General features: G+C 72.1%; 13 protein-coding genes. 5 read left to right on the forward strand and 8 right to left on the reverse strand.

Features of this window, described 5'->3' with window-relative positions; all coding sequences use genetic code 11:
- Positions 1–2: 2 nt before the first annotated feature.
- Together AC5L35_RS22695 and AC5L35_RS22700 are read right to left on the reverse strand one after the other, a co-directional pair.
- Entirely contained in the window at positions 3–1,160 is a 1,158-nt protein-coding gene (locus AC5L35_RS22695) for an acyl-CoA dehydrogenase family protein (RefSeq protein ID WP_495061694.1), read from the reverse strand.
- Between the two features lie 45 nt (positions 1,161–1,205).
- Positions 1,206–1,871: an O-methyltransferase gene (locus tag AC5L35_RS22700; protein ID WP_495061695.1), complete on the reverse strand. Its 666-nt coding sequence runs from the start codon at positions 1,869–1,871 to the stop codon at positions 1,206–1,208.
- 101 nt (positions 1,872–1,972) lie between these two features.
- Here AC5L35_RS22700 and AC5L35_RS22705 point away from each other — a divergent pair, with 101 nt between their 5' ends.
- The 3 genes from AC5L35_RS22705 to AC5L35_RS22715 all read left to right on the forward strand — a co-directional run bounded on the left by AC5L35_RS22705 (position 1,973) and on the right by AC5L35_RS22715 (position 5,120).
- Positions 1,973–3,298, forward strand: a complete 1,326-nt coding sequence (locus AC5L35_RS22705) for a sensor histidine kinase (RefSeq protein ID WP_495061696.1) — start codon at positions 1,973–1,975, stop codon at positions 3,296–3,298.
- Positions 3,299–3,940, forward strand: a complete 642-nt coding sequence (locus AC5L35_RS22710; RefSeq protein ID WP_495061697.1) for a response regulator transcription factor — start codon at positions 3,299–3,301, stop codon at positions 3,938–3,940.
- A 244-nt stretch (positions 3,941–4,184) separates the two neighbouring features.
- Positions 4,185–5,120, forward strand: coding sequence for an acetamidase/formamidase family protein (locus tag AC5L35_RS22715; RefSeq protein ID WP_495061698.1), 936 nt, complete (start codon positions 4,185–4,187; stop codon positions 5,118–5,120).
- Between the two features lie 180 nt (positions 5,121–5,300).
- Here the strand turns inward: AC5L35_RS22715 and AC5L35_RS22720 are convergent, their stop codons facing one another.
- Positions 5,301–6,161, reverse strand: a complete 861-nt coding sequence (locus tag AC5L35_RS22720; protein WP_495061699.1) for an alpha/beta fold hydrolase — start codon at positions 6,159–6,161, stop codon at positions 5,301–5,303.
- A 25-nt stretch (positions 6,162–6,186) separates the two neighbouring features.
- The gene (locus AC5L35_RS22725) at positions 6,187–6,594 is read right to left on the reverse strand and encodes a hypothetical protein (protein WP_495061700.1); all 408 of its coding nucleotides are present in this window, start codon (positions 6,592–6,594) and stop codon (positions 6,187–6,189) included.
- Positions 6,595–6,726: 132 nt separating this feature from the next.
- Between AC5L35_RS22725 and AC5L35_RS22730 the strand changes: the two genes are divergently transcribed.
- Complete coding sequence (locus tag AC5L35_RS22730) at positions 6,727–7,662, forward strand: LysR family transcriptional regulator (protein WP_495061701.1); 936 nt, start codon at positions 6,727–6,729, stop codon at positions 7,660–7,662.
- A 19-nt stretch (positions 7,663–7,681) separates the two neighbouring features.
- Here AC5L35_RS22730 and AC5L35_RS22735 read toward each other — a convergent pair whose 3' ends face one another.
- Positions 7,682–9,517: an NHL domain-containing thioredoxin family protein gene (locus AC5L35_RS22735; protein ID WP_495061702.1), complete on the reverse strand. Its 1,836-nt coding sequence runs from the start codon at positions 9,515–9,517 to the stop codon at positions 7,682–7,684.
- 145 nt (positions 9,518–9,662) lie between these two features.
- On the opposite strand from AC5L35_RS22735, the gene AC5L35_RS22740 reads away from it, so the two are divergent.
- Complete coding sequence (locus tag AC5L35_RS22740) at positions 9,663–10,469, forward strand: DNA-formamidopyrimidine glycosylase family protein (protein ID WP_495061703.1); 807 nt, start codon at positions 9,663–9,665, stop codon at positions 10,467–10,469.
- Positions 10,470–10,494: 25 nt separating this feature from the next.
- Here AC5L35_RS22740 and AC5L35_RS22745 read toward each other — a convergent pair whose 3' ends face one another.
- From AC5L35_RS22745 to AC5L35_RS22755, 3 genes are all read right to left on the reverse strand, one after another.
- Positions 10,495–11,292, reverse strand: a complete 798-nt coding sequence (locus AC5L35_RS22745; protein ID WP_495061704.1) for a phosphatase PAP2 family protein — start codon at positions 11,290–11,292, stop codon at positions 10,495–10,497.
- A 64-nt stretch (positions 11,293–11,356) separates the two neighbouring features.
- The gene (pgi, locus tag AC5L35_RS22750) at positions 11,357–13,030 is read right to left on the reverse strand and encodes a glucose-6-phosphate isomerase (protein WP_495061705.1); all 1,674 of its coding nucleotides are present in this window, start codon (positions 13,028–13,030) and stop codon (positions 11,357–11,359) included.
- A gap of 11 nt (positions 13,031–13,041) precedes the next feature.
- Complete coding sequence (locus tag AC5L35_RS22755) at positions 13,042–13,821, reverse strand: ROK family protein (RefSeq protein WP_495061706.1); 780 nt, start codon at positions 13,819–13,821, stop codon at positions 13,042–13,044.
- Positions 13,822–13,896: the final 75 nt, after the last annotated feature.

Here is a 13,896-nt window from a genome sequence, read left to right on the forward strand (position 1 = left end):
GGCTAGCCGCGAGCCGCCCTCCCCAGTGCCTGGCGGGCGATGATCACCTGCTGGATCTGGCTGGTGCCCTCGTAGATCCGGAACAGCCGGGCGTCGCGGTAGAACCGCTCCACCGCGACCCCGCGCATGTAGCCCGCCCCGCCGTGCACCTGCACGGCGCGGTCGGCCACCCGGCCCACCATCTCGCTGGCGAAGTACTTCGCCGCCGAGGGCCCCTGCACCTTGTCGGTGCCGGCGTCGTAGGCGCGGGCGACGTCGAGCACGAGCGCCCGGCCCGCGTAGTGGTCGGTGACCGAGTCGGCGATCAGGCCCTGGATCAGCTGGAACGACGCGATGGGGCGCCCGCCCTGCTCGCGGGTCTTCGCGAACTCCACCGACTCGTGGACCAGCCGCCCGGCCAACCCGACGCACAGCGCCGCGATGTGGGCGCGCCCGTGCGCGAGGCACTTGGCCGCGGTCAGGAACCCCTGGTCGAGGCCGGCGTCCCCACCGACGAGCGCCTCGGCGGGGACGCGCACGTCGTCGAGGTGGACGTCGGCGGTCCACGCGCCGAACTGGCCCATCTTGTGGTCCTTCGGCCCGATGGAGAGCCCGGGGGTGCCGGCAGGCACGAGGAACGTCGAGATGCCGCGGTTGCCTGCCGCCTCGGGGTTGGTGCGGGCGAACACCATGATCACGTCGGCGACCGGGGCGTTCGTGATGTAGCGCTTGGAGCCGTTGATCACCCAGTCGCTGCCGTCGCGCCGCGCCGTGGTGGCGAGTCCGGACGGGTCGGAGCCCGCGTCGGCCTCCGTGAGCCCGAACGACGCCGTCACCTCGCCCGACGCCAGCCGCGGCAGCCACGACTTCTGCTGTTCCTCCGTGCCGCCCACCAGCAGCACCTGCCCGGCGATGCCGTTGTTGGTGCCGAACAGCGAGCGCAGCGCCGGGGTGGTCCAGCCCAGCTCGAACGCGAGTTGGGCCTCCTCGGTGAGCGTCATCCCGAGCCCGCCGTACTGCTCGGGGATCGCGAACCCGTAGAGCCCCATCTCCTTGCACGTGGCGATGATCCGCTCGGGGATGGCGTCATCGGCGTCGATCTGTTCCTCGAGCGGTACGACCTCCCTCCGGATGAACGTGCGCACCGCGGACAGCACGTCGGTCAGGTCGGAAGGCTCCACGTCGATCTCCCGTCGTCGTCGCTTGATCGAAGCTAACCACCAGGGCTACCGGACCAGTGCGAGCAGGAATCCGTCGTAACCCTTCGATCCCACGGTCTGGATCGTCGTGGCGCTGACCCGCGGTTCCTGCGCCACGGCCTCGGTCAGCCGACGGGTGCCGAGTACGGAGGCGTCGTGGCTCTCGGCGTCGGCGACCCGCCCGGCACGCACCACGTTGTCGACGATGATCATGCTACCGGGGCGGGAGAGCCGCAGCGCGTGCCGGAAGTAGTCCAGGTTGGAGGCCTTGTCGGCGTCGATGAACGTGAGGTCGAACGGGCCGTCGACGGCGGCATCGAGAGCGGCGAGCGAGTCGACCGCCGGGCCGACGCGGACATCCACGATCTGGGCGAGCCCGGCCATGGTCAGGTTGGACGTGGCCACGTCGGCGTGGTGCTGATCGATCTCACAGGTGACGAGCCGCCCGTCCGACGGGAGGGCGCGCGCCAGCCAGATCGTCGAGTAACCACCCAGCGTGCCGACCTCCAGGATCCGCCGGGCGCCGATCGAGGACGCCAGCAGGTGCAGCAGCTTGCCCTGCGCCGGCGACACGTCGATCGCCGGGAGACCGCCGAGTGCGTTGGCGTCCAGCGCCGCGTCGAGTACCGGATCGGGTTCGAGAAGCAGTCCTGAGAAGTAGCCATCGACGGCCCGCCAGACGTCCTCTGTCATGAACCTGAGATTAGGGGCGCCTCCGGGTTCGGGTTGGCCCTACCCTCCTGCGGAGGTGCACCGGCTGGGAGCGGCCGCGGCGGGGGGCGAGGGTTACCGGCATGACCGAAGTCGCATCGCCACCCGCTGCGTCGCCCGTCGCGGGAGCCGTGGGGGCCGGGAGGTTCTGGCGGGGGATGGGCTACCTCCTCGCCGGCCTCCCGCTGGGCATCGTCGCGTTCGTCCTCGCCGTCGTCGGTTTCGCGGTCGGGGTGGGGACGCTCGTCGTCTGGGTCGGGCTGCCCGTGCTCGTGCTGACGCTGCGGGCCGCGCGTGGGCTCGCCGTCGTCGAGCGCCGGTCCACCGAGTGGGCCACCGGCAGGCCCTTGCCCCCGCATCACTATCGCGACCCGCGGGGACGCGGCATCGGGCGGCTGTTCAGCGCCCTGGCCGAGCCGCAGTCGTGGCGCGACCTGCTGTACTCCGTGGTCGCCTTCCCGGTCCGGGTGGCCACGTTCGTCGTGGCCGTCGCGTGGACGGTGGGCGGGCTGGGCGGCCTCCTCTACGTCACCTGGCAGTGGGCGCTGCCCGACAACGACGAGGGTGGGGGGCTGTTCTGGCTCCTCACCGGCAACGACGGCCGGCTCGGTGAGATCGCGATCAACACCGCGCTGGGCGCGGTGATGGTGGCGTCGTCGCCGTTCGTGGTGCGGGGGCTCGTCGCGGCCCGCGCCGGCCTGGTGCGGGGCCTGCTGACCAACCAGACCGCCGCGCTGCGCGCCCGCGCCACCCAGTTGGAGTCGAGCAGGCGCGCCGCCGTGCAGGCCGAGGCTCAGACGTTGCGGCGCCTCGAGCGCGACATCCACGACGGGCCGCAGCAGCGCCTCGTCCGGCTCAACATGGATCTCGAGACCGTGGCCCGCCGCCTCGACGACGACCCGGAGAAGGCTCGGCCCCTCGTCGCCGAGGCGCTGGAGCAGAGCAGGGAGGCGCTGGGTGAGCTGCGCGCACTCTCCCGGGGCATCGCCCCGCCGATCCTCGCCGACCGCGGGCTCGGGCCGGCACTCGCGGCGGCCGCCGCCCGGTGCCCGGTGCAGGTTTCCCTCGACGTCGCGCTCCCCGAGGGCCGGCGCCTCGCCGCGGCCGTCGAGAACACGGCCTACTTCGTGGTGACCGAGGCGCTGACCAACGTTGCCAAGCACGCGCACGCCACGCTGTGCACGGTGCTCGTGAGCGCCGACGGGGAACGCGTGCTCGTCCAGGTGCGTGACGACGGCCTGGGCGGGGCGCACCTCGGCAAGGGGCACGGCCTGGCCGGGCTCGCCGACCGGTTGGCGACCGTCGAGGGTGGGCTGGACGTCGTGAGCCCGCCCGGCGGCCCTACTGTGCTCACCGCCGAGATCCCGCTCGTCGGGCTGGGGGAATCGGGACCGGGGGAGGATCACTAGGTGCGTGTGGTGCTGGCGGAGGACTCGCTCCTGCTGAGGGAGGGGCTGGTCCGGCTCCTCGACGAGGCGGGCGCGTCGGTGGTGGCCGCGGTGGGGGACGGCACGGCGCTGGTCGAGGCGGTGCACGAGCACCGGCCCGACGTGGCGGTCGTCGACGTCCGGATGCCGCCCACGTTCACCGACGAGGGCCTGCGGGCCGCTCTCGACGTGCGCCGCACAGCACCGGCGACGGCGATCCTCGTGCTGTCGCAGTACGTCGAGGAGTCCTACGCCTCCGACCTGCTCACCGCGGGCGGGGGCGTCGGTTACCTGCTCAAGGACCGGGTCGCGAAGCTCGCCGACCTCTCCGATGCGCTGCAGCGCGTCGTCGACGGGGGCACGGTGCTCGACCCCGAGGTCGTCTCGGCGCTGTTCGCGCACCGGCGCCGTCGCGATCCGCTCGCCACGCTGTCGCCCCGCGAGCGCGAGGTGCTCGGGCTCATGGCCGAGGGCCGGACCAACACGGCGATCGGCCGGACACTCGTGGTGAGCCAGGGCGCCGTCGAGAAGCACATCTCCTCGATCTTCACGAAGCTCGGACTGCCCCCCTCGGGGGACGACCACCGGCGCGTCATGGCCGTGCTCACCTGGCTGGGGGCCTGAGCCGGCCCTGCCGTAGCGCCTCCGCGCTGCTGCGTTCGTTCGTTCAGGTAAATCCGATTCTTTTCGGTATCGGATACGATAGCGGGCGAATGTCAGCAATGGGTCGAATTGGGGCACGGGTCGAATTGGGGTGGGGGTCGGATTGGGGTTCGGTCGAATTGGGCTCCGTCCGGGCACCGCAATCCTGATCGGCCGTCGCGCCGGCCGGACACGGCACTGACCCGGTGTCCGCAGAAGGAGTCGCATGACCGAGCACCGCCTCGAGCCCACCCCGGAGACGACGATCGACGTCTTCAGCCGCGAGACGGCACCTGTCCTCACCGTCGAGCCGGGGGACACCGTGGTGGTGCGGTCGCTCGATGCGATCGGGCACCTGGAGCGCCAGCAGAAGCCGGGCGAGGTCCAGCCGCTCATGTTCGAGCCGCGGCGGGGCCACTGCCTGACCGGTCCCATTGAGGTCCGTGGCGCCGAGCCGGGCACCGTGCTCGCGGTGCGCCTGCTGTCGCTGCAACCCGGCGACTGGGGCTGGACGGCGGCCGCGACGAAGGACAACTGGCTCACCCGCCGGCTGGGTCTCGCGGACGGTCCGCCGTCCCGGCTGCTGTGGGACCTCGACGCCGAGCGGGGCGTCGGCATCAACGACCGCGGCCACAGCGTGGCGCTGGCCCCGTTCCTCGGCGTGATCGGCATGCCCCCGGCTGCGGGCGGCGAGCACTCCACCAACCCACCGCGCGCGGAGGGCGGGGGCAACATCGACTGCCGTGAGCTGGTGGCCGGATCCACGCTCTACCTGCCGGTCACGGTCCCGGGAGCGCTGTTGCACCTCGGCGACGGCCATGCAGCCCAGGGCGACGGGGAGGTCGGGGGCACGGCGATCGAGTGCCCGATGACCACCGAGGTCGTCCTCGACGTGATCACCGAGCCTGACGCGCCGGGCATCCACGCCGTCACCCCGGCCGGCCGCATCACCTTCGGCTTCCACCCCGACCTCAACGAGGCCATGGCCGAGGCCCTCGACGCGATGCTGGTGTGGATGCAGGCGCTGCTCGCCCTCGACGGCGACGACGCGAAGGCCACGGCGCTCGCGGTGGCCGGCGCGGCGGTCGACCTGCGCATCACGCAGGTCGCCAACGACACCTGGGGTGTGCACGCCGTGCTGCCGCACGGGGCGATCGGCTGACCATCCCCCGCGAGTCGCCCGCCCCGGCTGCGCGAGTCGCCCGGAACGGGGGCGCGAGTCGCCCGGCCTGATCCCGCGAGTCGCCCGTTCCGATCCCGCGAGTCGCCCGGTCCGGGAGCGGGCACGTCGTGTCCTCTGCCCACGACGTGACCCGCTACCGGAGACGCACCGGGCGGGCGATCAGGCCCGGGCCGGCTGCTTGCTGCGCAGGGTCTCGAGGGCCTGCCGCAGGTACCCGCGGAACACCTCGTAGTTCTCGCTCATCGGGAAGTGTCCGATCTCCTTCATCTCGATGAAGGAGGCGTTCTTGATCTGCGACGCGGTGCGCTGCCCGTCCTCCGGAGTGGTGAGGTAGTCGTACTCGCCGGTCATCATCACCACCGGGCACCGCTCGCCGTCGATCGACCCGAGCTTGTCCCGCAGGTCGTGGTCGACGGAGTAGAAGTACAGGTCGCCCTTGAACGCCTCGGAGCCCTGGCTGTAGTAGAACCAGGTCTTCCAGCGGTCGGCGTCGGGTGACTGCGGAGCCATCAGGTCCCACACGCCGCTGGCGCAGACCTGGGCGGCGTTGGCGTGCGGGTGCTGCCACCAGTCGAGGTAGAAGCCGGGGGAGTAGTCCGCGCCCTCGACCGGGATGACGCCGGAGAACCGCTCCGGGTACCGCAGGGCGAGCTGCAGGGCGATGTTGCCGCCGAACGATGAGCCCATGAAGATCGGGTTCTCGAGCTCGAGCGCATCGCACAGCGCCACGATGAACTTGGCGTAGTGGTCGGCCGTGAGCTTGTACTCCTCGGTCCACCACTCGCTGTTCTCCGGTGGGTCCGACTTGCCGTGCCGCGGCAGGTCGTAGGCGATCACCCGGTAGTTCGCGGTGATGTCGTCGTCCTCGAGCAGACCGCGCCACTGGTGGTTGTGGCAGCCCGCGGTGTGCTGGCACACGAGCGGGGTGCCGGTGCCGTTCTCCAGGTAGAAGACCTTGTACAGCAGACCGTCGACCTCGACGTCGACGTAGTGCCCGGTGACCGGGGAGATCCGTGCCATGATCAGTTCCTCTCGGTTCGGGACGTCAGACGGGGACGCCGACGGAGCGCAGCAGCTCGATCTGGCGGGTCAGGCAGCGGAGGTTCTGCATCAGCACGAGGACGTCGCCCTCGAGCTTCATGTCCCGCTGGAAGGTGGCGGCCCAGATGCCGTGGTACATCGGCGCGGGCATCGGTACCCCGAAGTTCCGCCAGGTGTCGGCGCTCGCCCGGATGGCGAACTGATAGGGCACGTCGATCGGACCGGGGTCGACCGCGACCTCGACGACCTTCCCCGACACGACGCGCACGACGAACGTGTGGTCGGTCATGTCGAGCAGGTAGGCGCAGGTGAAGTACTTGCCGTGCGCCTGGATCTCCGGATCCGCGTCGGTGGCCTCGGTGAAGGCGCGGGCCCAGTCGGCAGGTGCCGGGGCACGGGTGGTGGTGGTCATGGTGCTGCTCCTCTCTGAGCGTTCCGGCTCATCTGACTCCCCGCCGGACGCGCGGGTCCAATACCTGTCGCCAACCGATCGATAGGCAGGAGCAACTGGTCGGCGCCCCGGTCCCGGCCTACGGTCGGGAGCGTGCACACACCCTTGGAGCTGCGACTTCTCCGCTACTTCGTCGCGGTGGCCGAGGAACTGCACTTCGGACGGGCAGCGGCCCGGCTGCACATCGCGCAGCCGTCGCTGAGCGTGCAGATCCGCAAGCTCGAGCACAACATCGGCACCGTGCTGCTGCTGCGGACCAGCCGGCACGTCGAGCTGACCGCCGCGGGGGAGGTCCTGCTGGCCGAGGCCCGGCGCCTGCTCGACGGGGCCGAGCGGGCGGCCGAGCTCACCCGCGCTGCGGCCCAGGGTGGACGTGGCTCTCTCGTCGTCGGATTCCAGGCCAACGCCGCGGCGGAGCTGACCCCCCGGATCCTGTCGGCCTTCCAGATCCGCCACCCCGGCGTCCAGGTCGAGATGCGCTCGCACGACTTCTCCGACCCCTACGTCGGGCTGGCCACGGGCACAGCGGACGTCGCGTTCGTCCGGCCGCCGCTGCTGATGCAGGACTGGCTCGCCCTGGAGACCCTCTTCGTCGAGCCGCGGGTGCTCGTCGTGTCGAGCGACTCGGCGCTCGCGGATTTCGACGAGATCTGCCTGGAGCAGGTCGCCGACCAGCCCTTCGTCGCCCGGCGAGCGCCGGAGTACTGGCGCGACTTCTGGCTGGCCACCGACTGCCGGGACGGTCAGCCGGTGCGGCTGGGTGCCGAGGTGTCCACCGTCGACGAGTGCTTCGAGGCGATCCTCGCCCGCCGGGGAATGGCCTTCACCCAGACCTCCACCCAGCGCTTCTACGACCGGCCCGGGCTGGCGTTCATCCCGGTGCGGGAGCTGCCCGCGTCGCCCTTGTCCATTGCTTGGCGCAAGGACATGGACGCGCCGCTGGTTCGCGGGTTCGTGGAGACGGCGCGGGGGGCGGCGCTGGGCCTGCCCATCCCGGGTGGGCTGGCCGGCACCGTCCTGAGCGGGTAGGCGGGCTGACCGAGACGGCCTACCGGTGCACCGCCCGCAGGTCCAGCACCAGCTCGTCGGGTGCGCCGTCGACGAGACGCACGGGGATGCCCCAGTCCTGCTGGTAGCGGTGGCAGGCGGCGAACACGCCGTCGCCGTCGTCGCAGGCCGCGGCGGCGACGCTGATCTGCAGCACTCCCTCGGCCGGCGCGTCGGCGGCGAACCGGACGGCCCGCGCCAGGCCCGTCGCCGTGCCTGCGCCGTCGGCGAGCAGTTCCGGCGGCGACGCCGTCACCGTCAACGACGTCGGGTCGCCGAAGCGCGTGTCGAGGTGCTGGCCCGTCGGCGGCATGAAGTCGATCCGCAGCGCCAGCGCACCGCGCGCGAGGTCCGTGCGCGCCCGCCGGACGCGGTGCGCGCCGCCGTCCACGCGGGTGCTCGCGGGGATCGGCACGCGGACGAGCCGGTGGGCCGCGGACTCGACCACCACGAGCGCGTCGCCGTCGACGAGGAGGTCGCTCGGTTCCCGCAGGTCCCGGGCGAGGGTGGTGACGGTGCGCGTACCGGGGTCGTAACGGCGTACCGCGCCGTTGTAGGTGTCGGCGATCGCGACCGAGCCGTCCGGGAGCACCGCGACGCCGAGCGGGTGTTGCAGCAGCGCCGGCTCGGTGCCGCTGTCGGCGGGCCCGTCGCGGAACCCGAAGTCGAACAGCCCCAACCCGACGGCGGTCGACACCGCCGCGCCCGCTGCGGGCCGGTCGACCACCGCCCGCAGCGCCGACGTCTCGGCATCGGCCACCCACAGCGTCCCGTCGTCCGGTCCGACCGCGAGCCCGGAGGGCTGCGCGAAGAACGCCTCGTCGGGCGCGCCGTCGCGCAGGCCCTCGTTGGTCGTCCCGGCCAGCACCGCGACGGTGCCGGAGACCGGATCGAACGACCACAGCTGGTGGTTGCCCGCCATCGCCACGACGACGCGGTCCTCCCACCAGGCGAGGTCCCACGGCGTCGACAGCTCCGACGACGACGCGCCCACGTCCACCCGCTCGCGCAGCTGGGCCCCGTTCCCGGCCACCGTGGTCGCGAGCCCGTCGTCGAGCCGCACCCCGCGCAGGGCGTGGTTGACACTGTCGGCAACCACGATGTCGTAGCCCGCCGCCTCCGCGACCTCGTCGGGCAGCAGCAGGAGCCCCTGCGGCTCGGAGAACCGGGCGGTGACACCGTCCACCAGCCCGCGCTCGCCGGTGCCGATCCGCCGCCGCTCCGTGACGAGGTCCGCCTCCAGCTCGACGAGCTGGTGGTGGGCGGTGTCGGAGACGAGGAACGTGCCCATGGGCAGCTGGATCGCCTTGCCGGGGAACCGCAGCGCCGTGGCCGGTTCCGGCGGGGCGACGTACGGGCCGTCGCCGCGGTGCAGCGTGCCGGCGGCCTCGTGCTCGGCCACCAGTTCCTCGACCAGCACGGCGAGCCCGTTGGCGTGCCCCTCGCCGGACATCTGCGCCACGACGTAACCGGTCGGGTCGACGACAGCCAGGGTCGGCCAGGCCCGCGCCGCGTAGGCGTCCCACGTGGTGAGCTCGGGATCGTCAAGCACCGGGTGGTGGACGCCGTAGCGCTCCACGGCGGCCTCGACGGCGTCCGGGTCGGCTTCGTGCACGAACTTCGGTGAGTGGACGCCGACGATCACGAGCACGTCGGCGAACCGTTCCTCCAGCTCCCGCAGCTCGTCGATCACGTGGAGGCAGTTGACGCAGCAGAACGTCCAGAAATCGAGCATCACGATCTTCCCGCGCAGCGCGGCGAGGGACAGCGGTTCGCCCCCGGTGTTCAGCCAGCGACGCCCCGTGAGTTCCGGTGCCCGTACCCGTGATCGGCCCACGAGCGGCCCAACACGTCAAGGCGCCGAGGTGTTCCGTGTCCGCACTTCGGAGCCGTACTGCTGTCTCGGCCCCCCTCCCGACAGCACTACGGCTCCGGAACGCGCGCGGTGGGCACGTATCCAGCGCTGCCGTCAGACTGGGGGAGTGCCGGAGCTGCCCGAGGTCGAGAGTGCGCGCCAGGCCCTCGACGCTGCCCTGAACCGGGAGATCCGGTCCGTCGACGACAACGACGAGTGGGTGTGCCGGCCGCACCGGCCAGGGGACATCGCGCGCGTTCTCGTCGGGGGCAGGCTGACGGCGGCGCATCGGCTCGGCAAGACGATGTTCTGCGACACCACGGGCCGTGACGGCCGGCCCGGTCCGCGGCTCGGCGTCCATCTCGGGATGGGCGGGCGGATCATCGTGTCGGGTGGGGGCGAGGAGTGGGGCGGGGGCGAGCTGGTGCGTCCGGACCGCACCCCGCGCAAGCCGGAGTGGGACCGGTTCACCGTCACGTTCACCGACGGCGGCCGGCTGCGGCTGTTCGACAAGCGCCGCCTCGGACGCGTCCGCCTCGACCCCGACCTCTCGCTGCTGGGACCCGACGCGGAGATGATCACGCGCGAGGAGTTCCGTGCGCGGGTCGGTCGCGGGCAGGCGCCGGTCAAGGCCCGGCTGCTCGACCAGTCGGTGCTCGCCGGGGTGGGCAACCTGCTCGCCGACGAGACCCTGTGGCAGGCCGCGCTCTCCCCGTCGGCCCCCGCAGGCGGGCTCGGCAGCGTCACCCTGGACCGGCTGTACGACGCGCTGGAGCACGCGCTGAAGGCGGCGATCGCGAACGGCGGGGTGCACACGGGCGAGGTGATCCCCTTCCGGCACGCCGACGCCTCCTGCCCGCGCTGTGGCGCCCCGATGGTGCACGGCACCGTGGGTGGCCGCTCGACGTGGTGGTGCTCCGCCGAGCAGGCCTGAGCGCGGCGGCCCAGGTTCCCCCGCGTCACACCACCGCGGCGGGCTCCGGATGGCGGGTGCGCCACCAACTCCAGAGCGCGACGCACAGCGCGAGCCAGGCGGCCCCGACGAGCCAGCCGGCTACGACGTCGCTGAACCAGTGCACTCCGAGGTAGATGCGGGTGGCCCCGACTGCCCCGACCCACACCACGGCCACCGACACCAGCGCCGCCCGGCTGGTCGCGGTGCGGCGGTTCCAGGCGAGCACGACGACGGTGCCGATCACCACGATCGACATCGTCGCGTGTCCCGACGGCAACGACTCGTTCGTGGCCTCCACCAGCCGGAGCGCGGCGGGTGGCCGCGGGCGGTCGAGCACTTCCTTGAGCGTGCGGAAGAGGGCGGCGGCCCCGGCCATCGCCCCGATCGCGAGCACCGCGTCGGCCCGTCGCCCCGCGTACCAGCACCAGGCGCCCAGAGCGACGGCCAGCACGGCCATCGACGTCGTGTTCCCGACGTTCGTGACGACCACGGCGAGGCCCGTGAGGCCGCCGGTGCGGATCGCGAGCGAGTCCTGCATCAGTGCCCCGTCGGCCAGGGCGGGCCCGGAGCCGACGAACGAGGCGTAGAGCCCTGCCGCGGCCGCGAGCGACAGCAGCACCGCGACGAACGCACCGAGCCCCGGGCGGGGCGCCGGGGGAGGCAGGTGCTCGTGGAGTCCGGCGGGCGCCGCAACGTCGATCGGTACGGCGGCAGCACGATCCGCCGGTGCGGAGCCGTCGACGCGCGCCGCATCGCCGGGCACCGCGTCGACCGCCCCGTCCTCGTCCTGCACGTGCCTCATCGCCCCATCCTGGTCGCCGTGGTGGCATCCGGCCCGGCGGGCCGGACCACCCGGTCGCCAGGCCTCACACCGAGCGGCCGCGCCACTCCCGGTACCGGCGCACCAGCGCCACGGTCGAGGCGTCGAGGCCGCCGGTGTGCGCCTCCGGGTCGGAGAGCACCGGTCCCAGCTGCCGGGCCAGGACCTTGCCGAGCTCCACACCCCACTGGTCGAACGAGTCGATGCCCCAGATGGTGCCCTCGACGAACGTCACGTGCTCGTAGAAGGCGATGAGCTGGCCGAGCACCGACGGGGTCAGCTTCCTCGCCAGGATCGCCGACGACGGCCGGTTACCCGGCATCACCTTGTGCGGAACGATGTCGGCAGGCGTGCCCTCGGCCGCGATCTCCTCGGCGGTCTTGCCGAACGCGAGCGCCGAAGTCTGGGCGAACAGGTTGGACATGAACAGGTCGTGCATGTCGCCGCTCGTGCCGCCGTCGGGCACGGACACGTCGTGGTTCGGCTCGGCGAACCCGATGAAGTCGGCAGGGACGAGCCGCTTGCCCTGGTGCAGCAACTGGTAGAAGGCGTGCTGGCCGTTGGTGCCCGGCTCGCCCCAGAAGATCTCGCCGGTCGTGGTGGTGACGGGGCTGCCGTCGCCACGCACCGACTTGCCGTTGCTCTCCATCGTGAGCTGCTGGAGGTAGGCGGGCAGCCGGTGCAGGTACTGGCTGTAGGGGAGGACGGCGTGGGTCTGGGTGTCGAAGAAGTTCACGTACCAGACGTTGAGCAGCCCCGCGATGGCCGGCAGGTTCTCCTCGAGCGGCGCGGTGCGGAAGTGCTCGTCGATCGCGTGCATGCCGGCGAGGAACTCCCCGAACTGCTCCTTGCCGATCGCGACCATGAGTGAGAGCCCGATCGCGGAGTCGACGGAGTAGCGCCCGCCGACCCAGTCCCAGAAGCCGAACATGTTGTCCTCGTCGATGCCGAAGGCGCTCACCTCCTTCGCGTTGGTCGAGACCGCGACGAAGTGCTTGGCCACGGCCGCCTCGTCGCCGCCCAGGCCCGCGAGCAGCCAACGGCGTGCGACGTGGGCGTTGGTCAGCGTCTCCAGCGTGGTGAAGGTCTTGGAGGAGACGATGAACAGCGTGGTGGCCGGATCGAGGTCGCGAGTGGCCTCGGTGATGTCGGTCGGGTCGATGTTGGAGACGAACCGCAGCGTCAGGTCGCGGTCGGCGTAGGCCTTCAGGGCCTCGTAGGCCATCACGGGTCCGAGGTCGGAGCCGCCGATCCCGATGTTGACGACGGCACGGATCCGTTCGCCGGTGTGGCCGGTCCACTCCCCGGATCGGACGGCGTCGGTGAAGCTGCCCATCCGGTCCAGCACCGCATGCACGTCGGCCACCACGTCCTGGCCGTCGACCTGCAGGGCGGCGTCGCGCGGCAGCCGCAGTGCGGTGTGCAGCACCGCCCTGTCCTCGCTGGTGTTGATGTGCTTGCCCGAGAACATGGCCTCGGTGCGCTCCGGCAGTCCGGCGGCGCGGGCGAGCGCGGTGAGCAGCGGCAACGTGTCGCGGGTGATGCGGTGCTTGGAGTAGTCGAGGACGAGGTCGGCGCCGGCTGCCGTCATGGCGGCAGGGCGGTCGGGGTCGGCGTCGAACAGCTCACGCAGATGCAACCCGGCCACGGCCTCGTGATGCTCGGCCAGCGCGGACCACTCGGCGGTGGAGGTGATGTCGATTGCGGGCACGTCCGCCATCCTGCCGCGTGTCAGGACTTGGCGGGGGTGGGGACACTCTCCTGGGCGCCGACGCTCCGGTCCCACAGGGCGATGCCCCCGAGCAGCCCGGAGATGTTCGGCACGAGCGTCCGGTTCGGCCCGAGCTTGTCCGCGTCGAGCCGCTTCGCGTTGCCGCCGCCGACGTAGACGTGGTCGGGCAGCACCATCGACTCCAGCGCCTCGAGGGCGTCCATCACCCGCTCGCGCCAGTGCTCCTTGCCGACCTTGTGCCGTTCGTTGTCACCACAGGCCACCTCGATGGAGTGGCCGTGCCCGAAGCGCCCGTGCGAGAGCTCCATGTGCGGCAGCAGCATGCCGTCGAAGAACACCGCGCACCCGACGCCGGTGCCGAGTGTGATCACCAGCTCCATGCCGTGGCCGGAGATGACGGCGCAGCCCTGCACGTCGGCGTCGTTCGCCACCCGCGTCGGCTTCCCGAACCGCTGCTCGAGCGCCGTCTCCAGCTCGAAGTCGGTCCACAGCGACACCAGCTCGGGGTCCGGCGGCTGGCCGGGGCCGTGGCGGCAGAAGGCGGGGACCTCGCGGACCCGACCTCGCCGGATCGCCCCGGGGAAGCCGACCGAGACCCGGTCGTAGGCGGGCTGCGTGCCGGCGAGCGTCGTCAGCTCGTCGAGCAGCACCGGCGGAGTGCACGGGTACGGCGTCTCGCGACGCTCGCGCTCGGACATCATCTCGCCATCCGGGGACAGCACGGTGGCTTTGAGCCCCGAGCCGCCGACGTCGATTGCCAGTGTGAGCGGTCCAGCCATGCCCGTGGTCCTCCTCGTGCCGTGCCCCCACCGCACCGTAGCCGGGTGCGGTGGGGGTGGCATGGCGAGTGCTCC

The sequence above is a fragment of the Pseudonocardia sp. OZ21 genome (genome assembly GCF_059359135.1).